Raw genomic sequence first — 20,316 nt, 5'->3', positions numbered from 1 at the left:
AACATGTGACGGGTTTACTTTTTCTATCATAATTTTTCTCCTTATATGTTTTTACGTGTAATAAGCAGGCGTTCTGTAGCGGTCGGAGCGATGGAGAGAACATACAAAAAGAGCCGGTACTCTAGGTGAAGTACCGGCTTTCTTAACTGAAAATAACCATAGGAAAATAGAGGTACTTCACATAGCACCCCACGGAATAAACCCGTAGAGACTCTACGATGTATCTCATCGCCCTATAGCTAATCAGGCTTTGTGATTTAAATTTGATGTTCTCAACCTATGCAACGATATTCATTTCATTAGTTGAAATCACATCAGAGTTATTGATTAACTCTGAATTAAATATAATCAAGTAAAGAAAGTAATAGAAGATAGTAAAAAATAGCATAACTTTAATGGAAAAGTAATGCTAAATTATTTACATTACTCGTCATTAAAGTATATAAGCGATATATTCCAAATAAATTGACATTACTTTTTGCAACCAAAAAATAAAGCCATGCTATAATCCATGACTTTATTACAATAGAAAGGATTCAAAATGCCCTTGATCAAAGAAAAAATTCCGTAAATAATTTTGAAAATTTTTTATTTATGTTTGAAAGCTGTAGTTGTGACTGCGTTGAAGATATAGAACACACATCTCCAGGGAAAGAGCCTACAATCAGATTAAAATTACAAGCAATACCTGAAATTTGGTTACACTGCCAAAGGTGGTTTATTTCGGATTGCATCTAATGTAAGCACAGAGGATCGAAATATACTTGGTAAATTAATTTCATTATCTAACAAACTAACTAAAGAACTTTTTTCTTTCTTTAAAAGCAATGGTTTCTTATTTCCTGTATCAGAAACTTCCTATACTGGATTCGATGAAAAAATTTTGTATGAAATAATCAACCGATTGAAAGCGACAGTTGAGTTAATGACTGCTGTAGTGAAATTAGAAAGAATTATAAAAAGATTTGCGAATTGGTTATCTCTTTACTCCTCCGTAAGGATATTTCTATAAATACAGATTTTATGAATAAACCTTATTCAAGCTGCCACAATTCTTATCTTGAAACGATTAACAACTCTCCATCTGAATTATCTCCTAAAAGAAAATAGGAAAAATTTGATGGAGATACCTACACTATTGCAGACTCTTTATATGGCACATATAATCTGAGCATCAATGATTATAACGATAGTATTGGAGGTTATAAATCTGTTCAAGGATTTCAAAACGAGCTATATATTAAAGTAACTTTGATGTTTGTTAATTATGAGAAACAAGATACAGCTAAGAAAATTTCCGATTTCCTATTTCACTTCTTTTATGACATGAATGGAGATAGCTCCAATAATTTCTCTGAAATAATGAAAGTAGCAGTAATTGAAATCGCTAAGTTTCTAATTAAGGAAGAAATTAATTACAATATTAAAGATATACATCCTGTTTATGATCCAGAAACCATGACTCCTTCCTGGAAAGTAGATTCACTTCTTAGTGCTGTATATTTCTCCATATTTTACTTGAAACCAGATCTTGAGTTATATCGCCCCTGTGATAATCCTAGATGTGGTCGGTATTTCCTTGTAAATACCACATCAACAAGGAAACGTTTCTGTAGCAAAGAATGCTGCAACAGAGTTACACAAGACCGATATAGGAAAAGAAAAGGAAAAAGAAGAACTATAAAATAAAGTCTCTGTCTGTAGTACTACAAACAGAGATTCTGCAATAGTATTTTTTATATTTAATCTATATCGTACGTGCCACGGTCTTCGGCAACCATAGAATCAGTAGGCTTACGCGCATAAGATACTATTTTAGAAAGAGATGATTCCTTTGTAAATTTTATTTCCTTCCTGCTCAGAACAGACTCTATAGATTCTGCAAGTGCAGCCTTTTCCTTTATCGGTTTACCTGAATAATGGTACATTAGATATCTTGTATCAATCACAATTCCTTGGATTCGTTCATAGTATTTTTTGTTGCGTCTCCAGTCGCCAATTGCCTCACCAATGTTTCCAACAAAAGACGTCAGACTAAAATAGTTCTTTGCCATATTGTACGGCATGATGAAAGCATTAAATAGAGATTTCGCATCTACATTCTTATTCTTTTCCAAATATTCGCCATATGTAATTTGCTTATTGATTGACGAACCGTTAGGCAGATGGTCAGGAATCCCAGTCAAACCGTATTTATAGTACTTAGCGTCAAGAACGTAATATTTATCGTTATATATCATGATTGTATCCGGTATCAAAGGCCTCTTTTCTTTGTATTTGCCGTAGTCAAGCAACCATCTTGAACGAGGAAAATATTTATTTTTGTCCTTCTCTCCAAATGCTCGATCAATTAATTTTTCCCACACGTGATCAAAGTCATCTGTACCAAAGTAGAATTGCTTATCGGAAGTCTTCTCATACATATACTCAAGCATGTCATTCATGCTACGAAATAAGGATTTCTTTCTATCGTCATTTGTAGTAGCAAGCTTGTTTTGGACAATTCTTATTGACGTCTTAATATCCGGATGTGACCCTGATTCCTCTGGCATATAGGGAACATACAGCCATCCAAGTCTCTTAAACGCTTCATACACACAGAATCTATTAATCTGCGTTATTTCTTTCGTGTCATTTGGAGTTGAAGATCGAACTTCAAACTGTGTAAATACAAAAGAACTCACACCATTTCTGCTTTGAACAAGAGGCATTTGCTTTCGTGCAGTTCTTGCCCAATCCTGCTTACCAGTTGAAGCAGTAGTATATACTTGCTCTTTCTCAACATAATAGGCGCCACCAATTGAAAAATAATATTCTATAACATTTTTATACGCATTGATAGGGAAGCCTACTAATTGTGGTGCTGTAAACTTATTAATTGCCAATAATCTGTCATCTTTTGTTGTAAATTCAGATAACACTTGTATTAAATGCTTTATGTCTGTTCTGATTTCAGCATCGGTTTTTGGCAACTCATATCCGATTGGAAAATAGACCATAGCATTATCAGAATCAGCTTTGATACCAACAAAACGATCACCATCTTCATTTGTGTTAACATGGCAGTGTTTTTTAATATCAAATTCCTTGATTGAATTTGATGCTGAGTCTAAATCCATATAAATCACCGACTTAATCTTCTTCTACATTAGCAAATGCATCCCTGACATTATCTTTAAACACCTTAAAGCGCTCAGTACCATTGGCATACATAAAAGCATGTATTATTTGTTCAAGACTTTGATATTTATCAACATCAAAAATAATTTCACGGTTGAATTTAAATGCATCATCCCAAAGATATTTTATTACCTTTTCAGGGAACTTCCTATTTTGTCGCATTGCATCACGAATCACTGCAATTCTGGACTTCTCATCATCTGTAAGGGAACCACTGGTTTCTTTCATACGAAGAGCATCGTATTCTTTCAGATCTCCCATAGTGTCATCGTATTTAAGGTCATGAACATGAACAAAGTATGCTCCAAGTCTCTTATCCTCCGCAGAAGTCATCCTTGCACTATTCCCAACAACAATCTTATTGATTTCAACACAGAAATTTTTCCATGTTATTCCAGTGTCAAGGATTTCTGCATCAGCAAGCGAACTGTCAACACTGGCAAAATCGTTCTCGATAAGACGCATATCCCATCTGCGCTGAAAAGCTGTATCTAACGTGAAAACATTTTGATCTGATGTGTTCATCGTACCTATGATGGAAAGGTTTGAAGGAATACGAACCTTTTCTGTTTTTCTATCCTTGCCGTACATCTCCTCAGCAATATTCATATTTGTAATACCGTACTCACTTGTACCGATGGGATATCCGTTGTCATCAATATCACGAATTTCTACTTTACGGTCAAGCAACTGGAACACTTCTCCGAAGATAGCAGGAGCGTTACCACGATTAATTTCCTCAATAATAAGGATGTACTCCTTGCTCGGATTGTTATATGACTCGCGAAGGATATTCGTAAAAGGTCCAGGAGTAAACTTATAACTTACCTGTCCATCATCTGAAACTGCTGGAAGAATCTGTCCAATGAAATCTGAATAAGTGTAGTCAGGATGAAATACAAGTCTTTCTACAACACTTCCAGGTTTGCAATATTCATGCTCAATAGTCCAACTCTTACCAGAACCCGGAACACCATATAGAAGAATATTACGCCCACTTACAACGCGATTATTTTCAAGCGAATCTTGTCTATCGGTCTCTTTATCTATATTTACATCCTTGGAGCCTATTATTTTTGTGGCTGATAGCTGCAGAAAGGTTTCTACCCTTTTTTGATATTCCTCTAGATTATTAAACTGACCTTTTAATATCTGAACATCTCCATTATGGCACTCAAGGTATGGGTTTAGTCCATCCGAAAGCAGAGATTTAAGTATTCTTAAAGAACCTTTAGCTTCTTCATCTCCATTTAAATCTACATTATTTTTAGTTTGCATTAGTTTCTTATACACGTCGTTTTGATTAAAAATAACATCATTAGTACCATCAACTAATTTAAAGATTGCGCCTTCAGATATTGCAGTTAACAAGCGACTCAATCGAGTCTCTATCTGCTTATCATAATTAATATCAACACCAATCCACAAAATCAAAATACGTACATAAGCATCCCAATCATTGTCAATTAGAGTATCGATAATGTCAGCATTAACCGTATAGATTAATTTTTTGGGATACCTTATTCCACCTGTCCTTTCTGCACTAGCAGTTTTATCTTCATCAATAAAGCTGATTTTTGCTAACTTCCAAATTAGCTCAAAGGCTACTATTAGCGATTCCATTTGAGACTTAAATAGTGAATTATTATTTATAGCACCTATTACTGTATCAATGTTAATACCATCTTGTTTACAAATTTGTGCTAGTTTATTTTTAATAGCAGTTTTCAAATTTGGATTAATTACTATTTTGTCTCCACTTTGCACGGAATACTGAAGCTCAGCAGACTTAATAGAGCACTCCCAAAACAAAAGTATTAGCGCGACAGCACTCTTAACATGTGGGAGCGAAGATTTAATACCAAGCTTTAAATACAATTCATCATAAACGGACATATTATCTGGTCTATTCATCAATGTTTCCCTCCATAATATCATTTTTAATTACTCTAGCGATTGCTGATGCCAATAGTGGCGGAACAGCATTACCAACTTGTCTCATTTGAGAACTCTTACTACCAATGAATATGAATTCATCTGGGAATGACTGTATCCTGGCCGCTTCTCTTACTGTTATTGCCCGATTTAAAAAAGGATGAGTAAATTTGCCTGAAGAAGGTGTATCAAATCTTGTTGTTATCGTGACGGATATATCATCTTTTTTCATTCTGGTCCACGTACCACTATATATGGATTTAGTTAGATGCTCTTTTGGTAAAACTTCTTTACCGGCATTAGGAGGAATCATTCTCAATCTTTTTAATGAAAGTGGAGAGTGTTTTGTTGCCTTATGATTATACAAAAGGTTAGCATGTCCACGTAATTTTTTTTCATACTCGCTTTGAGGCGCATATCTGTATTCTTGCACCTCATCGCCTTCTCCTGATTCTAAAAATGCCAAGTCGCTAATTGCGTCCCATATAGTTACTTTCTCATTCAGCGAAGATGGTAAAGACGGAGCAACCCCATTCATTTTGCCAATAATAACTGCTCTTTTTCTATTTTGTGGTACTCCAAAATCCGCGGCATTAAGTACTCCATGCTGCAAAAAGTACCCCATAGCATTAAATAGCGTCTCAATTTCATTAAAAAAATAACCTTTTTCAGCAGTAAGCAGGTTTGGGACATTCTCCATTACAAAATACTTAGGTTTTACAAGCTCAACTACCTTTACATAATATTCAAATAAAAAATTTCTTTTATCGTAGATTGTTTTCCGCTGACCTTTTTGCGAAAAGCCTTGGCAAGGTGGCCCTCCTATAATGACGTCAATCTTATTTTTATATGTTCCAAAAACAGCATCCAAATCAAGAGAGGTAATATCACCAACGACCATTTTTGTTGTTTTATGATTTTTCATATAAGCGTTTGCAATGGATTCATCATACTCATTAGCTAAAAGAACACTGAATCCTTCTTCTTCAAAGCCTAACGATAATCCTCCTACGCCTGAAAATAAATCTATTACCGTTGGTTGCATTTATTTGCCCTCTATCCTAGATTTAGCAATGTTGTAGTATTCTGAGTTTAATTCTATACCTATAAAATTGCGACCAGCTCGTTTTGAAACAACTCCCGTTGTTCCAGAGCCCATAAATGGATCTAGAATATTATCACCAGGGTTGGAAAGTATTTCTACAAAGTGCTGCATCAAACTTTCTGGCTTTTGCGTTGGATGTTTTCCATATTTTCTTTCGCTATTCGGAGTAACGGATGTTTCTATAAAATCATGAAACATAGCTCCACCATTGTTAAATGTTCCAGTCTTTGTTTTATAAGTGAAATACACCCATGCTTCTGTAGAATTTACAAAATGTAAATTCATATTTCTGGGCATAGGGTTAGTTTTATGCCAAATCCCTGTTGTCTTATAGTAAAATCCATATTCCTCAGCTAACTTTATAATCGTTTCAACTTTTATAATAGCCATAAACACAATCATAGAGCCACCCTTTTTCATGACTCTAGAAGATAGTTCAAAAAAAGACTCCATGGATTTCTTCCATTCCTCAAAACCCATGTCATCCCAACCTGCGGCAGCAAAAAAATTGTCTCTCATCTTTTTTAGATTAGTATCTCTAGTTTTCATAAAACTACCAAGATTATATGGCGGATCTGTAACAATTAAATCTATTGATTTTGCCCTAAGATTATCCATAGCAACAATACAGTCATCGTTGTAAAGTTCTATTTTAGACAATATGAATCACTCTCCTAACTTAACAGCTACTCTGCACTTTCTCCACTGGCAATCCATTTATCTAATTCCGAGCGTTTAAATTTCCAAAGTTTTCCTATTTTATATACTGGCATATCTGGTTTTTTTCTTATCCAGGTTCTCAGAGTGACAGTTTTTATCCCCAAGTATTCTGCCGCTTCATCAATGCTGATATAGCCTTCTTCATTTTTCATCTGTGTTATACCACCTCTAAATTTTCATCACTACAGACCCAACTACCATTATATCTGCTTTTTATAAAAGGTCAATGTATTTGGTTGTATTTGGATATATTTCATTATATTTGTATATATTACTAGATATTTTACATTATAAGAAATTGCCTATCTTTGACGTTGTAGCCTGTGAGCAAGTCGTGTGTATCTTTTACCGTTAGTATCCTGTGCACTCGACCCTAGAGCGTCGACATGTTCCCTCATACAGCCAAAACACACCCAAAAACCGCGAGAACCCAGCTTAAATCCACCGCACGCTAAACCTTTTAACAATAGACCCTGTAAACCCCTGCTACACAAAGACAAAATTTGCTCAGTTAATCAGCTCTTGACATCAAAACAACAGTCTCCACGTGGATTGAGAGAACGGGTAGTATAGCTACACTTTTTGAGTGCACACTATGGATACTGGGTGCACTTTTTAACGATAGAAAAAGCTATCGTTAAAAGGTTTAAGACTGGCTTAATAACTTGGTTTTTGAACATAAAAAACAGCCTAGAGAGGATTACCCCTAGGCTGACTTTTGTAACATTTCAAACGCTCACATTCTTTTGACTTTTACGATGCCCTTTCAATATCCACACTAATCTCTGATTTAAAAGTTACGCTGAACCTGTCCTCGTAAACTTTTATTTTCTTGATGTACTTTCTTACCAGCTTCTCGTCATACTCACTAATATCGTGACGCTCACTTTTCAGAAAATCTTCCATTTCTCTGATTCGTCTTTTAGCATCTTCTTGACCTGCTTTTTCTATAAGAAGCTGCTGTTTCTTACCTTTCAGTTCATCAATCTCGTTGACAGTTTTCGTGTAGTCTTTTTTAGCTTTAAGCAAGGTTAATGAAACCTGTCGTGATGGTTTTTTGTAAAAGCGCATCACCTGCTAGCCTTGGAAACTACAAGCTTCAAGGTCTGCTTAACATTCTTTTGCATTTCCATCACCTCGCTTTCTGTTTCATCTTTTACAAAAAACGAAAGATTCTCTTTTAAGAGCAATTTGTGTAAAATAAAGACGTTATGTACGAAGGCAACTCTCCTTGAAGGCAGCTCTCCTTTTAAGCAACGTATTGGACTTTTAGAGCGCAAGATTAGAGTAGTTAAAGAGAATAGTTATAATGAAACAGATTGTCTCAAATGGTCTAAACGTGCATTTTTGAATCTATTTATGGTTTTTAATATCAAAGAGATAGTCTTCTTCTGGCAAGAGAAAACCTTCTTGCAACATAACTGGGATAGTACAGAAGAATTACGTCAAACTATTCATACTTATATTGATTTTTACAACAATCACAAAATTAAAATGGGGCTTAAAAGACAATTAGGGAACATCGTGCTATGATTGCACAAAATGTCTAAAAAATTGTCCTAAGCCCCTTTTGTTTTCAATGTCAAGTAATACTAAATGTTAAGCTTTTTTAGCTTAACTACAGCAAGTTTTCCTTGGTATTTCAACGAAAACTCGGGTTTTTAGACACACTTTTGCCGCTTACCCTCAAAAATAGTTCCTTCATTAGGCAACGACATCGTTGTCATCAAAGCAAGCACAAACATAAGCGGACCGAGCGCATTCCCATACGTTTTGAACATCGCACCAAAATCATGGCCGAATACCACCATCGACAAGTAAAGGAACATAAAATTCACAGCTGTAAACATAACCAACTTCAGCACGAACATAAGAACTTTGTACATGAGAATATCCTCCTCACTCACTCCACGGAGTCGCACACCAAATAGCAGAAGCTGCTAAACATGCAGCTAGGCCCACAGCTCCACCTCTAAATGCGGCTGAACCAGCTACCTTTAAAATATACATAGCAGCTTGCTTCCAAAGCTGCTTTTCAAGTAACTTTGTGAAAGCACCATGAAATACTCCAGCAAGGGTGCCTAGCCCAGTAGCATTAATTATACATTTAGCATAATCCTTCGAACGCACTGCATGATTATCATTAGACGAAATCTCACCAACAGATGCATTTGCATTGAGCTTATGAATTAAATTCTCAAGCACTTCTTTAGGAACATGAGAAAACTCCCCTGCTTGTGTTATATTCCATTTTTTATTAATTTCATTAAACTTGAGATACCTTGAAAAAATAATTTCAAGACGCTTAGCATAATTATCTATATTCGCATCACTGACATTGCTTTCTACAACACTTGGTCCGTTATCCACTATCTCACTAGCTTGAGCAGTTGATACCAGAGAAATACAGGTTGATAATGCTGCAACAACTACAGCAATAGACTTAAAAATATGACATTTCATAGAAATTCTCCTTTGTAATTACAATATATAAAAGACCTATCATTAGGTTTAGTACTCATCTTATTACATGATTTTTTGCCATACAATTGTTGTTGTTATTTTTGATAACACATAAAATGTATAAGGTGTTCTCAGTTTTACTTATAACAAATAGAAATAGGGTTATTACCCCAAATACTAAATTATGCAAATAGACTACAATTAGAATACTCTAATGAAACTAACCTAATCTACTGTTGTAATTAAATGATGAACTCTTGCAATAATCCCATTGGTAGTGTATGTAGCAACAAGATGGTTAAGAATGGTAAAACCGGCGCAAAGAAAACACGATGGATTGAAAGAACTACTATATGGCTACACTTTTTTTGAGTGCACACTATGGATAGTTGGTGCACTTTTTAACGATAGGAAAAGCTATCGTTAAAAAGTTTAAGATTGGCTTAATAGCTTGCTGAACAATCTTACGCAATAATCAACATGCCACTAGCATTACACCCACTCCCCATACGCGAATCTAATCCTTATATAATTAACTAAATCCCATATTTATTACCTAAAACCCTATATTTGTTAAAGTACCTTTACGCTGTTGAACCGCCACACCAACATTCCATATAATCACACCAACAATTGCCCATAACACGCCAACAATAAGAATCACAAGTAGCGATACGCCAACATCTACAGAACCATCAACTATACTACGAGATGCTTGAGTAACATGAGTTACTGGAATCACATATAACACGTATTGCATCATCTTAGGAAATACGCTAACTGGAGCAATCACACCACAAACAATAGGAAGTATTGCACTAAGCGCGTTAGAAATAGTATAAACATCATTCATCATCATGCTTATAGCAGCTATAGCAATACCAAATCCCGTAGAAGCAACAGGAACAATAAGAAACAACAGCATCAACGCACTCATATTAATCACAAAGAAAGCACTCGGGCTTACTACAAGCATTGTTATGAACAAAGTCACAGCATCACTCACCAAAGAAATAGTCACAAGCGCAATAATACGACCGAACCATAATGGTAATGCAACTTTTGCGCTTGTAAGCACGAATGGTGTTGTGCCTTCAAAACGGTCCCATGCTAGTGCTTCTGACACAGTCATACTTGTGGAAATAGAACACGCACCCATAACAGCAGCAAGAGTTGATGCAATCAAACTATGATTAAAACCAGCGCTAGTCGCATAACTAGCTGCTCCATTGAATCCTCCGCTTACAGCTCCAGCTAGAAAAACGTATAAGAACGTGGATAAAAGAGGCTCAACAATCATACGAATAACAGCAGTATTCCAACTATTTAAGCTAGGTATACTCTGTATACTCACTCTTGCACCAGTTCGTATACTAGATAACACGCTCACGTGACCATACTGAGAATATTGATTATATTGATGCAATTCAGCGCACTTACTATTTTGAATAATTTTATTTCGCATAGTTTCAACCTGATTATTATTTCGTATCATATTATGTTCAAACTTCCATTAAGCGTTGCAAGTCGAATAGCATGACGTAACATAAAACCTGCAATAACAAGCAAAACGCTGGATAATACAACACATAACACAATTGCTAACACAGTAGTAGCATTAAACGATTGCGCATGAGCCACCCACACTGCCGACGTAAGCGGATGAATAAACGCAATAACGCGAGCAGGCAATGGCATTGATTCTACAGGAATCACTATTCCGCAAAGCATCCATACAGGAATTAAAATCAAACCTTCATAAACTGTAGCTTTACGGCATAATACAAAAATTCCAGATAATAATGCAGCAGAAGCTACGCAAGCAAGCATAGAAAGTAAGTATCCAACTAACTGCGTGAATGTTATCATAAAGAACCCATGGCAGAAAACAACAACGGTAATAATCGCAAGCGGCATACCAATGCACCCAAGTAAAGCTGCGGATCCTACAATAGGAAGAAACACTGCAGCAGGTGAGATGACACTTAAAGTTAAATATTGTAATGTTCCTAAATAACGCTGGTATCCAATAATTCCAACAGCAGTAGTTGTAGCAGACCATAATCCAGCTATAGAAGAATCAACCCAAATATTATTAAGGCAGTTGGTACAATCATGAGAAAAACCATAGTAGGCAACAATTTTCATCAACGCAAAACATACTGGAGCAAGTATCGCATTTTGCAAGAAAAACGTTGTTTTCGCTAAACTTTTAAGCTGAAACCACATGCCACGAATCACAGAAGCGTATGAATGAGTAGAAGTATTCATATTAAGCCTCCTACTTACTTAAAGGGAGTGAGGACGGCGAAGAAGACGGCGTAGCAGCAGAAGAAGAAGAAGAAGAAATATTTGATGCAGAAATATTATCATTTTGCACAATAGCAAGATACGTTTCTTCCAAACTTGCAGCGCGATCACCTAAACGTGTAATCCCATCAACAGGAATCTTAATATTTCGCTCTTGAGATAATGTTTTACTCCACGCGATAGTAATATTTAACACTCCATGCGATTCAAAAACATCACACCACAACACTCCATCAAGTTTTTGCAATTCTTCCTTAACACTAGGAGTTCCGCTTGATAGTTCACCGTCATACGCGTACATTGTTACATGATCAATATGCTGCAAAGAAGCCAACTGCTGAACACTTCCCTGAGCGATAATATTACCGTGATTTATTACAGCAACAGTATCAGCTAATTTTTCAGCCTCACTCATCTCATGCGTAGTTAGCAAAATCGCTATTCCTTGATCTCGTAAAGCATGAATAATTTCACGTACTTTCCTAGCATTTTCAGGATCCAAACCAGTAGTAGGCTCATCTAAAAGCATAAGATCCGTTCTAGCAACCAGCGATCGAGCAATATGCAACCTCTGCCACATTCCCCTTGAAAAAGTTTGAACAGCATCATGAGCTTTATCAAGTAAATCAACTTGCTCAAGAGCATCATGAATACGCTTACCTTGCTCCCTATATGGAACAGCGGAAAGATCCGCAAAATAACGAAGATTATCTAATGCACTTAGCCTTTGATAAAATCCTCGCTCACCTCCAAGAAGTAACGACACGTGCTTACGTGCTTCTCGAGGATTACTCACAGCATCAATACAGGCAATACGAACACTACCACTATCAGGAGCTAACAACGTACCAACAATTTTCACAGTAGTTGTTTTACCTGCACCATTCGGACCAAGCAAGCAAAATATTTCACCAGAATGAATATCAAAAGATACGTTATGTAAAACTTGACGAGTTGTTTTCTTACGACCGAATCCACGAGAATAAGATCTTGTTACATTATCAATACACAATATTAAGTTGCTAGTTGACTGCTTATTATTGTTATCGCGACTATTAGTCGCGTCTTCTATATTATTATTCATTATTATTGCTTCGTTCTTACTTGTTATTAAAGCTTAATTTTTACTGTTATTGAATAAATTTCAACAATGAAAATTAATTAGATAAAGAGATAACGCTTGCTTACAAGAACGATAAGAACGCGCAAAAACATGCAAAAAAAAACGTACAAAAACCAACGCGCATGCGCAAACATAATGAAACAAAACACCATGTGCAATGCGTGTTTAATACTGCTAAAGAATATGTATCTTAAGCTGTTTTATGTGCTTTTATATGCCTTTCAAACCGTTCTTAAGACTAGCGATCATTTGGGCAGTCATAGCGCAACACCTCATAAACTTAAATGTGCTTTACGTGGAAAATTATATATGTTTTGGTGAATTTAATCAAATAATTATACGTATTGAGTAATGCTGAGCATAAAACATGAAAAAGACACGCAGCAAAAGAATTGCTGCACACACTAAATATTTTGTTGGCTTTTGTGACTAGATGACATGTATTTCACACACCGCGCTTTCCAATCGTCCTCACTAACACAAGCAAGCGCATCCGTTACAGATTGCAAATCTTCACCTTCATAATACCCAACAAGCAACTTCTTAAACTCAGGAACCCTATTTTCTGGAATAACCAACAAGCCATTACCATGAGAAATCAAACAGTGTAGGGAACTTTTTTACAATTATTTAACCGATTTGATCCCCAAAACATAAACAACTAAATTAATAATCACTCGACAGCAAAATAGTCTTAATGCTCATTGCAGAATGGAAGTTAATATTGGGAATATTGTAGGAGTGTAAACATCCAAGACAATTGTAAACAGAGAGTTGTTAATTTTTTTGTTCAATAATTTTATCGGTAAATGCCTTTAAAAATTCTCTAGAATTACTCCAGCCTGCGCCATTGTTTAATCCCGAGAAATCAAAACCAGATATTTCATCTAACGCTTTACTACAAACCCATTCATACATTCCAGCCTCTTTGCTTTTATATATTATTAGGAACAATGGTTTCATTGCTTTTTTACCCAACGACACAACACTCTTGTATTGCTTAGAATATACTACATCGTTATACCACCCTGTCAGCCGATAGTATTTATCTTTGACCCCCTTTTCACCAATCTCGTCGCATAGATTTTGTAACTGTTTAGCAACATACGTGAGAACCTTTTCATCTATGTTTTTTATGAGCAAAGTTTCATCAACACCATTTTTACTTACCTCTTTCCAGTCAACATCTTCATTATTTTCTGAGTGTCTTTCATTCCTTGCAGACTTTTGATTTTCTGTTTTTACTTCTCTATTATTATCACTAAAATTATTCTGACTCTTACAACCTGAAATAAGTGACATAAGGCAAACTACCATAGTCAAAAAAGCATAATGCTTGATATTCTTCATTTATGCCTCCTCTACAACTTAATCTTTACCTAATTGCAGCTACGATTCTCATGTTCAATCTTCACTTTGTTCTTCACCATCATCTGCCAAATATTTATTCATCTCGGAGTACAAATCATCTTTGAGTTTAATAAAACTGACGGGATGTAAATTATGGACAAAGAATGCAGATATACAGCCTACAAAATAACTATAGCTAAAAATCATCCGATAATCTACAGGATTTTATTTCCATACATAAACAAATGTGTGGCAAAATGAGTACACGCTTTAACGATAGAAGCGAGATATTGCAAAAGGTTTAATTGCCATTTATAACTTTCTCAATATCTCTTTTCCCATAAAGCACACGAGAAACCACAACTTCATACTTTTCTTCAAAAACAAAATAAAAAATAAGAAAATTATCACACGACACGAACCCTATGCCTTATGCAAGGACTCAAAAACCTTATCCGCAGGCTTCACATCACCAGATAAAACTGACTTATAACCCTTTTCCAACTCATCATTCAACTCACCTTGAGTCATAGAACTCACATCACGCGGCTCTCTATAACCCAATTTCACATCAAAAGGAAGCCCCTGCTGCAAAACAACCTGCTTATAAAACATGGTAATAGCACTCGAAGGAGGAAGACCCAAAGAATTCAATATATACTCTGCCTGCTCTTTTAACTCTGGATCAATACGAGTATACAAGTTAGCTGTTTTCGCCATACAATCACCCCTTGTTTCTTACAATGATTATATGACATTGCATTGGCATTGCATTAACATCAGCATTAGCAAAGCAAAACTCACGGCAGGTGCTCCACCACATCTTTATTAAATACACTGGAAAGCTAACTTGAAATTTGCTTTCGAAATAATTATCTTATATGTAAAGCTAGCTTTCCATTAGGAAGGAGAATGTAATGTGAAAAATAGACTTGAACAAATTAGAAGAGAAAAAGGCATAACACAAGAAGAACTTGCAGATGCACTTGAAGTATCAAGACAGACAGTCGGTTCTTTGGAAAATGGAAGATACAATCCATCAATCATATTGGCATACAAAATTGCTAAGTACTTTAATTTAACAATCGAAGAAATATTTATCTACGAGGAAGATAAAAAATGAAAAAACAAAAAACACAGAATTTTTGGTACATAGGTTATGTAATAGGAATTTGCGGACTAATTCTTGCGCTGACTCTTAAACTGAACGAATCCGTAGGAATTGTACTGTCAGTTGTTTTTGTTGCAATTATCTCACTTTCACACGTAAAAATCATGCACTATAAGATGATAGAAAAAAGACCACAACTACAAAATAAATGTGAACGATGAAAGAAATGAGAAAATCAAAGATAAAGTAAATGCAACAATGGCATTCATACTGATGCACCTAATGGGAATAATTGCCATAATTGCATTTATCACGAAAGCATATTTGCCAGCTGCTCTTTTAGCTATTTCGATCGCCTTTTCTCCATTAATCATGTTTTTTATCAACAAATATTATGAGAAAAAATATTAAAACCAGACATAACCCGCTCATTTACTACTTATTACAAGGCTGACCAACCTTCATAAATTCCTTATCCCCAATACGAAACTTTTTTATTCTCAAAGTTGCATCAGGCGAAGCAAATGAAAATGACCTTTACACTTGGATTAAAAAAACCACCAAGCCTAATACTCCAACATTCCTAAGCATTTTTAGAATATGCCAAACTATATTTCGTGCGACTAGTCACAGTGACAGACATAAAACACCACAACAGTATTACTTCACTACAGCTTTCCCATTCAAGCAATGCACAACGTAGTGAGCACATCCATCTGTTTTGCGCCCAAAATTATTACAACTAAGATTGACCTTATTCTTATCAGAAACCTCGCTAATACCATTCTCACAAACTACTTCAAGACATACATCCTTAGGTATTTCTCCTTCTAAAACACTCGTACCATTTAACGTATCCACCATGCAAGAAGCAACAGCCTTAACATTATTCGCCACAAAATCGGCTCCGAAAGTCACTTATTTCTTTCCAAGCCTCCACGCTTTGAGCACTATTTCTATTACTCCGTAAGTCAATGCGGCCAACGGCCAAACAATCCAACTTTTTCCCCAATCGGACGTGATGAAACTGTAGGCTAAATAAATGCAGATAATTATAAGCCAGTAAGCTTGGAGGAATAAGCTAATCTTTGCAGGATAGACAGTTTTTTTCTTCGGTTGCAGCAAACGGCAATAGGACGAGCGGATAATATTCGCCTGTACGAATAAATAGACAGCTGCTGCCACCAGGGCAATAGCGATAACTACAAAAAAGCCGGATGAAAGTTGATAAAATTTCGGTGCTATATCCGAAATTATAAGAAAAATAAAGGCAACCATACATAAAACGACACCGCTGACCGTACGCAGCACATACGACGGCATGAACCGTTCCAAGCGTTCTTTGAGCACACTGTCAACGCCGTAAGCCGTTTCAAAGTCCTCTTTTTCCAAATATTGATAACGCTTTCCGTGGAAACTCTGAATAATAAAAATAGCTACAGCAACGGTAATAATCGCAACACTGAATGCTAAGCCCATAGTTTTACCGACTTGCGCATTTACTGTGTGAGAAAGCAAAAGATCACTGCCAACCAACGGGATTGCCGCCAGAATACAAAGAAGAACGCCTAAAGCAACATAGGCGGCAAATGATATTCTGTGAGCAATATAAGCGGAGGCTTCTTCCAGCTCAATTACCCGCATGCGAACGCCGGCTTCTTCCTGCCAGGCATTTCCATCTGCGTTGACGTTCTTCCCCATAACATCAATTTCATCTTTTACCAGAAGATCTGTACTAACACCAAACAAACGGCTCAATGCAATTATCCGTTCCATATCCGGGATACTTTGTGCGCCTTCCCATTTGGAAACAGCTTGGCGACTGACGCCCAATTTGTCCGCCAATTCTTCCTGCGACCAACCGTTTTGTTTACGCAGTTCCAATATTTTATCTGCTAAAATCATAAAAACATCTCCATTTCAAACTAGAATTCATCATGATTATGGTGAAATTATAGCTGAAACAGCAGTTGCGTAGTAGCAAGTGCGATTGACAATTACCGTTAAAAGCGCAATTTCTGCCGACAAATGAGCGCAACCGACCACCAATTCGTTTTCTCTCATGTTTGCACCGCACTTTCCAATCATCTTCACTGATGCCGCCAAACATTGGAATAATATCTCGCCAAACGTCGGAATAAAAGTTCGATAGCGCGCTAACTATTGTAATCTTGATAATATTATGATACTTTTTTGATAAAAGGAGGTTGATACTATGATCAATATTCGCCCAGTTTCCGATTTAAGAAATAAATTCCCAGAAGTAGAAGAAACAGTTATAAATTCAAATACACCAGTATTCCTTACAAAAAACGGTTATGGAACTATGGTTCTCATGAGCATCAAACAATACTCTGCTCTCACTGACGACATCGAAAGAAAACTCGACGAAGCAGATACTTTTGCCGCAAATACTTCTACGCGTCTTTCTAAAGACGACGTCTTTGATAGTGTAAGGAGAAGGGATTAATCAACACGAGAACACCCTTACTACAGGATTAATGTACGCAACTTTTCTATTTTTTACGTTGTCATCGACGACACTATGGAAGTGCGAAGACTTCTATACTCAAAACGAAATATTGACGCACTACTGGAATAACTATTCCTAATAACAATCATTATTATGCTAACGGTTATTAAAAAAGCTATCGTTAAAGGTTTAAAATTGACTTTATAGCCTGATTTCAGGCATGATATCCATTCTATTAACACCATGCCCATGCAATACTAGATTGTTGGCCGGGAGCCTTGGTGTTCTATGGAAATACACAGGGTTCCCATAGATAGCTACACAACTTTTTACCTCTTAGATGAAGATAAATGTAGCGTGACGATTGTTCGTATCTTTTATACAGGCAGAAACATTGAAAATATTATCAACAACAAATAATGGAAATTCGACAATATGTGACATATCTTTCTAAAAGCCCAATGTAACGTTTTATATAGTCAAAATCATGACTTGGCGCCAATGAACTTTTTTGACGCACAGGTCAAATAATTTCAGTAGACTAGCCAGATGCAAAGAATATGCATTTTTATATGTGTGCAAAAATCGAATTTCATTTCTTATGATCAACTGTCATGTAAAACACTAAAAGCATGTACAAAACCCGGAAACTAAAAATCAGAAGAATGCGGAAATCAAAACTGAAAAACACATTCTTCTGACCAATTCCCAACCAACTACCGGTTCCCGGTTCTTACTTATCACGCAACTTACCAACTTGCGTAAATTCCTTATCCCCAACACACATCTTCTTATCAGTGAACTTTACTCGCATCATTCTGCTAATAATATACTCATCCGTTATCAGCACAAAAAATTGCTTTTCTTTTTTATTCACCAAGTAATACTGTTCACTGCCAATACTCTCTACCGCTTTACCGAATGCAAACGTATCAAACAAAGGAATATCACCGAACAAAGTAGTAATACACCCGATAAAATTATCCATAAACTTTTCAGACGAATTTGGAATAAACTTCGTCACCGTGAGCATAATAATTTCAGCGTCTGCATATTCATCACGAATAATTTGTTCCTTCATCTTGATTTTCTTACGAACACTCAATTTTTCATTAAGACCATACTTCGCTAAATCAATAGGCTTCTTAATGATTGACAAATCAATAGCATTGTCTTTATCCAACAAATAGTCGACAGTAACACCCAGCGCATCCGCAATCACCTTCAAATTTGCAACATCCGGCAGACCGCGACCACCTTCCCACTTCGCTACCGCAGCACGCGAAACCATAATCATTTCAGCAAGTTCTTCCTGAGTTAAACCCGCTTCCACGCGCGCATTTCTGATTTTTTCTCCCAACAACATCGTATAACTCCTTTCATTGGCTATGAGCTTTCGTTCTTAACGATTATTTGTTTTGCTCGTAATGCAATTAATAACCGCACTGCGTAATTACATGCTAACGAGCAACATATGAATAGAAAAGGAACTAACTAGAACACAAGCGTTACGAATCGTAACATGGCATTTTCTTAGCACACGCGCACATAATTATGTGAAAATAGCTGTTTCAAAAGAAATTTATACAAAACTAACAGAGAATGTACAAAATCCAAGGTGCACGAGCCATACAACACAACGCGCCGAAGACCGATATCCACCTCATTGCTCTGCTCTCATTCATGCCAATCCCCAACAACAAACGTACGGAATAAGGCAACAGAAACATAAGTTTGTTGTCAAGAGCATGCTGAGATATATAACACAGAAAGCAACAGTTTCAGAGTATAAAAGGAAAAGTTTCATTGCATACAAGAGTTAAGAAACTAGAACTAATGTTTATGTAACGATCTCTTGCCATAATAGCGGGATTCATTAATATCTTTCATCTGAAATTATATGCTCTATTCCACTATGCTCCGATTTAAGATATTCTTTCATAAATGTCGGGTAAGCCTTGCACTTATCAAGCTCATCTATAGATAACCAATGCATTGTCTCTTTAGCACCTGACTCTGTAGTACTATGGCTCGTAAAATCTCTTTTGCCCAGGGACTTCATCAAGTAGTAGAGTGTAAGCTCATGGAAGTCTACTCCATCTAAGCCGGAGCTGCCGATAAATAAGTTCTCGTGTACGACAGCAAGGTGATCGACCTCGTAATTAAGACCTGTCTCTTCAAATACTTCTCTCTTCACGGCCTCTTCTGATGTCTCGCCCATGTGAACCGCTCCGCCAACTGAGTAGTAATAGTCGTCCTCATCATTTCCTGCAAATAGCACACAACCTTCTTCTACTATGATGGCTGCTGCTCTATACCTAAATGCTTTTTTATCGTTAATAAATCCGCAATTATGCTCCATAGTTTACTCCTTTATTTTTTATCTAATGACTGTGACTTATGGTTCAAATGAAAACAAGTTCCCAATCTGAATTGAAAATCCAAGTGATTGATACATTTGTATATCACACTGTGCACAAGCAACAATCATTGAACTTATTGCACTCGACCCTAGAGCGTTGATATCTTCCCTCATACAGCAAAAT

General features: G+C 36.3%; 21 protein-coding genes and 2 pseudogenes. 5 read left to right on the top strand and 18 right to left on the bottom strand.

The window, feature by feature from the left end; genetic code table 11:
- Window positions 1-1,254: 1,254 nt before the first annotated feature.
- Complete coding sequence (locus tag P0108_RS06590; RefSeq protein WP_033888673.1) at window positions 1,255-1,689, top strand: CGNR zinc finger domain-containing protein; 435 nt, start codon at window positions 1,255-1,257, stop codon at window positions 1,687-1,689.
- Between the two features lie 53 nt (window positions 1,690-1,742).
- Here the strand turns inward: P0108_RS06590 and P0108_RS06585 are convergent, their stop codons facing one another.
- The 6 genes from P0108_RS06585 to P0108_RS06560 all read right to left on the bottom strand — a co-directional run bounded on the left by P0108_RS06585 (window position 1,743) and on the right by P0108_RS06560 (window position 8,011).
- Entirely contained in the window at window positions 1,743-3,119 is a 1,377-nt protein-coding gene (locus P0108_RS06585) for an LlaJI family restriction endonuclease (RefSeq protein ID WP_064621851.1), read from the bottom strand.
- A 13-nt stretch (window positions 3,120-3,132) separates the two neighbouring features.
- Window positions 3,133-5,094: an AAA family ATPase gene (locus tag P0108_RS06580; RefSeq protein ID WP_102704504.1), complete on the bottom strand. Its 1,962-nt coding sequence runs from the start codon at window positions 5,092-5,094 to the stop codon at window positions 3,133-3,135.
- A complete protein-coding gene (locus P0108_RS06575) occupies window positions 5,087-6,160 on the bottom strand; it encodes a DNA cytosine methyltransferase (RefSeq protein WP_012914001.1) in 1,074 nt (357 codons plus the stop codon). The genes P0108_RS06580 and P0108_RS06575 overlap by 8 nt, the downstream gene beginning before the upstream one ends.
- The gene (locus P0108_RS06570) at window positions 6,161-6,880 is read right to left on the bottom strand and encodes a DNA-methyltransferase (RefSeq protein WP_004110918.1); all 720 of its coding nucleotides are present in this window, start codon (window positions 6,878-6,880) and stop codon (window positions 6,161-6,163) included. It abuts the gene before it with no gap.
- 26 nt (window positions 6,881-6,906) lie between these two features.
- The gene (locus P0108_RS06565; protein ID WP_012914000.1) at window positions 6,907-7,092 is read right to left on the bottom strand and encodes a helix-turn-helix domain-containing protein; all 186 of its coding nucleotides are present in this window, start codon (window positions 7,090-7,092) and stop codon (window positions 6,907-6,909) included.
- Window positions 7,093-7,693: 601 nt separating this feature from the next.
- Entirely contained in the window at window positions 7,694-8,011 is a 318-nt protein-coding gene (locus P0108_RS06560) for an integrase (protein ID WP_473730885.1), read from the bottom strand.
- Window positions 8,012-8,131: 120 nt separating this feature from the next.
- Here P0108_RS06560 and P0108_RS06555 point away from each other — a divergent pair, with 120 nt between their 5' ends.
- On the top strand, window positions 8,132-8,473 hold the full coding sequence (locus P0108_RS06555; protein ID WP_473730884.1) for an IS3 family transposase: 342 nt from the start codon (window positions 8,132-8,134) through the stop codon (window positions 8,471-8,473).
- Between the two features lie 128 nt (window positions 8,474-8,601).
- Here P0108_RS06555 and P0108_RS06550 read toward each other — a convergent pair whose 3' ends face one another.
- The 8 genes from P0108_RS06550 to P0108_RS06515 all read right to left on the bottom strand — a co-directional run bounded on the left by P0108_RS06550 (window position 8,602) and on the right by P0108_RS06515 (window position 14,906).
- Window positions 8,602-8,826 (bottom strand): hypothetical protein, encoded by a 225-nt coding sequence (locus tag P0108_RS06550; RefSeq protein ID WP_410310504.1) that lies wholly within the window; start codon window positions 8,824-8,826, stop codon window positions 8,602-8,604.
- A 13-nt stretch (window positions 8,827-8,839) separates the two neighbouring features.
- Window positions 8,840-9,403, bottom strand: coding sequence for a hypothetical protein (locus P0108_RS06545; protein ID WP_410311171.1), 564 nt, complete (start codon window positions 9,401-9,403; stop codon window positions 8,840-8,842).
- 556 nt (window positions 9,404-9,959) lie between these two features.
- Entirely contained in the window at window positions 9,960-10,898 is a 939-nt protein-coding gene (locus tag P0108_RS06540) for an ABC transporter permease (RefSeq protein WP_473730883.1), read from the bottom strand.
- Window positions 10,895-11,674: an ABC transporter gene (locus P0108_RS06535; RefSeq protein WP_473730882.1), complete on the bottom strand. Its 780-nt coding sequence runs from the start codon at window positions 11,672-11,674 to the stop codon at window positions 10,895-10,897. The genes P0108_RS06540 and P0108_RS06535 overlap by 4 nt, the downstream gene beginning before the upstream one ends.
- A 10-nt stretch (window positions 11,675-11,684) precedes the next feature.
- Window positions 11,685-12,797, bottom strand: a complete 1,113-nt coding sequence (locus tag P0108_RS06530; protein WP_473730881.1) for an ABC transporter ATP-binding protein — start codon at window positions 12,795-12,797, stop codon at window positions 11,685-11,687.
- Window positions 12,798-13,240: 443 nt separating this feature from the next.
- Entirely contained in the window at window positions 13,241-13,438 is a 198-nt protein-coding gene (locus P0108_RS06525; RefSeq protein WP_473730880.1) for a hypothetical protein, read from the bottom strand.
- Between the two features lie 175 nt (window positions 13,439-13,613).
- Window positions 13,614-14,186 carry a hypothetical protein gene (locus tag P0108_RS06520; protein WP_004110943.1) on the bottom strand — a complete coding sequence of 191 codons (573 nt, stop codon included), beginning with the start codon at window positions 14,184-14,186 and terminating at the stop codon, window positions 13,614-13,616.
- A 423-nt stretch (window positions 14,187-14,609) separates the two neighbouring features.
- The gene (locus P0108_RS06515; protein ID WP_004110949.1) at window positions 14,610-14,906 is read right to left on the bottom strand and encodes a type II toxin-antitoxin system RelB/DinJ family antitoxin; all 297 of its coding nucleotides are present in this window, start codon (window positions 14,904-14,906) and stop codon (window positions 14,610-14,612) included.
- 199 nt (window positions 14,907-15,105) lie between these two features.
- Here P0108_RS06515 and P0108_RS06510 point away from each other — a divergent pair, with 199 nt between their 5' ends.
- Both P0108_RS06510 and P0108_RS06505 read left to right on the top strand, forming a co-directional pair.
- Complete coding sequence (locus P0108_RS06510) at window positions 15,106-15,309, top strand: helix-turn-helix transcriptional regulator (RefSeq protein ID WP_004110950.1); 204 nt, start codon at window positions 15,106-15,108, stop codon at window positions 15,307-15,309.
- A pseudogene (locus P0108_RS06505) lies at window positions 15,306-15,708 on the top strand (DUF2178 domain-containing protein). Before P0108_RS06510 ends, P0108_RS06505 begins: the two are co-directional and overlap by 4 nt.
- Window positions 15,709-15,957: 249 nt before the next feature.
- On the opposite strand, the pseudogene P0108_RS06500 reads toward P0108_RS06505, so the two are convergent.
- Window positions 15,958-16,194: pseudogene (locus P0108_RS06500) on the bottom strand (DUF4097 family beta strand repeat-containing protein); the annotation flags it as partial.
- 21 nt (window positions 16,195-16,215) lie between these two features.
- Window positions 16,216-17,202 carry a helix-turn-helix domain-containing protein gene (locus tag P0108_RS06495; RefSeq protein ID WP_473730879.1) on the bottom strand — a complete coding sequence of 329 codons (987 nt, stop codon included), beginning with the start codon at window positions 17,200-17,202 and terminating at the stop codon, window positions 16,216-16,218.
- Window positions 17,203-17,512: 310 nt separating this feature from the next.
- On the opposite strand from P0108_RS06495, the gene P0108_RS06490 reads away from it, so the two are divergent.
- Window positions 17,513-17,767, top strand: a complete 255-nt coding sequence (locus tag P0108_RS06490) for a type II toxin-antitoxin system Phd/YefM family antitoxin (protein WP_004110957.1) — start codon at window positions 17,513-17,515, stop codon at window positions 17,765-17,767.
- 736 nt (window positions 17,768-18,503) lie between these two features.
- Here P0108_RS06490 and P0108_RS06485 read toward each other — a convergent pair.
- Together P0108_RS06485 and P0108_RS06480 are read right to left on the bottom strand one after the other, a co-directional pair.
- Window positions 18,504-19,136 carry a helix-turn-helix domain-containing protein gene (locus tag P0108_RS06485; protein WP_116994836.1) on the bottom strand — a complete coding sequence of 211 codons (633 nt, stop codon included), beginning with the start codon at window positions 19,134-19,136 and terminating at the stop codon, window positions 18,504-18,506.
- A 510-nt stretch (window positions 19,137-19,646) separates the two neighbouring features.
- Window positions 19,647-20,132 (bottom strand): NUDIX hydrolase, encoded by a 486-nt coding sequence (locus P0108_RS06480; RefSeq protein ID WP_473730878.1) that lies wholly within the window; start codon window positions 20,130-20,132, stop codon window positions 19,647-19,649.
- Window positions 20,133-20,316 lie beyond the last annotated feature (184 nt).

Source organism: Gardnerella sp. c10Ua_244, assembly GCF_055818055.1.
This window is presented reverse-complemented; position numbering and strand designations above follow the sequence as displayed.

Bases quoted from the DNA above. Each gene is read 5' to 3' on its own strand.
- P0108_RS06590 (WP_033888673.1), top strand. From the start codon at position 1,255: ATGTTTGTTAATTATGAGAAACAAGATACAGCTAAGAAAATTTCCGAT.
- P0108_RS06585 (WP_064621851.1), bottom strand. From the start codon at position 3,119: ATGGATTTAGACTCAGCATCAAATTCAATCAAGGAATTTGATATTAAA.
- P0108_RS06580 (WP_102704504.1), bottom strand. From the start codon at position 5,094: ATGAATAGACCAGATAATATGTCCGTTTATGATGAATTGTATTTAAAG.
- P0108_RS06575 (WP_012914001.1), bottom strand. From the start codon at position 6,160: ATGCAACCAACGGTAATAGATTTATTTTCAGGCGTAGGAGGATTATCG.
- P0108_RS06565 (WP_012914000.1), bottom strand. From the start codon at position 7,092: ATGAAAAATGAAGAAGGCTATATCAGCATTGATGAAGCGGCAGAATAC.
- P0108_RS06560 (WP_473730885.1), bottom strand. From the start codon at position 8,011: ATGCGCTTTTACAAAAAACCATCACGACAGGTTTCATTAACCTTGCTT.
- P0108_RS06550 (WP_410310504.1), bottom strand. From the start codon at position 8,826: ATGTACAAAGTTCTTATGTTCGTGCTGAAGTTGGTTATGTTTACAGCT.
- P0108_RS06545 (WP_410311171.1), bottom strand. From the start codon at position 9,403: ATGAAATGTCATATTTTTAAGTCTATTGCTGTAGTTGTTGCAGCATTA.
- P0108_RS06540 (WP_473730883.1), bottom strand. From the start codon at position 10,898: ATGATACGAAATAATAATCAGGTTGAAACTATGCGAAATAAAATTATT.
- P0108_RS06535 (WP_473730882.1), bottom strand. From the start codon at position 11,674: ATGAATACTTCTACTCATTCATACGCTTCTGTGATTCGTGGCATGTGG.
- P0108_RS06530 (WP_473730881.1), bottom strand. From the start codon at position 12,797: ATGAATAATAATATAGAAGACGCGACTAATAGTCGCGATAACAATAAT.
- P0108_RS06520 (WP_004110943.1), bottom strand. From the start codon at position 14,186: ATGAAGAATATCAAGCATTATGCTTTTTTGACTATGGTAGTTTGCCTT.
- P0108_RS06515 (WP_004110949.1), bottom strand. From the start codon at position 14,906: ATGGCGAAAACAGCTAACTTGTATACTCGTATTGATCCAGAGTTAAAA.
- P0108_RS06495 (WP_473730879.1), bottom strand. From the start codon at position 17,202: ATGATTTTAGCAGATAAAATATTGGAACTGCGTAAACAAAACGGTTGG.
- P0108_RS06490 (WP_004110957.1), top strand. From the start codon at position 17,513: ATGATCAATATTCGCCCAGTTTCCGATTTAAGAAATAAATTCCCAGAA.
- P0108_RS06485 (WP_116994836.1), bottom strand. From the start codon at position 19,136: ATGTTGTTGGGAGAAAAAATCAGAAATGCGCGCGTGGAAGCGGGTTTA.
- P0108_RS06480 (WP_473730878.1), bottom strand. From the start codon at position 20,132: ATGGAGCATAATTGCGGATTTATTAACGATAAAAAAGCATTTAGGTAT.